Below are 739 nucleotides of genomic sequence, written 5' to 3'. Positions count from 1 at the left end.
GGTCAACGCCTTCGTCGCCCTGGTCATCGTCGGCCGCGAGATCGCGATCTCGGCCCTGCGCGAATGGATGGCCCAGATCGGCGCTTCACGCAGCGTTGCCGTGCACATGGTCGGCAAGCTGAAGACGACGGTGCAGATGGTGGCCATCCCCTTCCTGCTCTATGACGGCCAGCTTTTCGGCCTCATTCCGACGCGGCTCTGGGGTACCTGGCTGATCTACGCAGCCGTCGTGCTGACCATCTGGTCCATGGTCTATTACCTGCAGAAGGCCTTGCCGGAAATCCGTGCCAAGGCCCGCTAGGGCGCCGTCCTGGTTCACGCCGGACGCCGAGTTGTATCGGGACTTTTCCCGCCCCGCCCACCGCCGGACGCGCGTCTAGAATCCGCTTCCCCGCGCGCGCCTTGGCCGCTTGTAGTCGGCCTGTCACAGGCTGCGCAGTGCGCGGGATCGACATCTGCATCGCAGTCTTGCGGCCGGTCACGGTGCAGGGCTCAACAGTCCGCTGAATCGTCATGAGGGGGCACGAGTGAACAAGTCCGAATTGATCGAGCACATCGCCAAGCAGGCCGACATCTCCAAGGCTGCTGCAGGCCGTGCGCTCGAAGCCGTGATCGGCGGCGTCAAGACGACGCTGAAGAAGAACGGCACCGTCTCGCTGGTAGGCTTCGGCACCTTCAGCATCACCAAGCGTGCTGCGCGCGCCGGCCGCAACCCACGCACCGGCGATACCATCAAGAT

2 protein-coding genes are annotated in these 739 nt (G+C 64.5%); both read left to right on the top strand.

Annotated features, from left to right (window positions below; translation table 11 throughout):
• Positions 1–301, top strand: a 301-nt coding sequence (locus tag AC1DU6_RS33855; RefSeq protein WP_477862772.1) for a CDP-alcohol phosphatidyltransferase family protein, incomplete at its 5' end; no start/stop codon positions are given.
• 226 nt (positions 302–527) lie between these two features.
• Positions 528–739, top strand: a 212-nt coding sequence (locus AC1DU6_RS33850) for an HU family DNA-binding protein (protein WP_477862770.1), incomplete at its 3' end; no start/stop codon positions are given.

The sequence above is a fragment of the Roseateles sp. P5_B10 genome, assembly GCF_056400485.1.
This window is presented reverse-complemented; position numbering and strand designations above follow the sequence as displayed.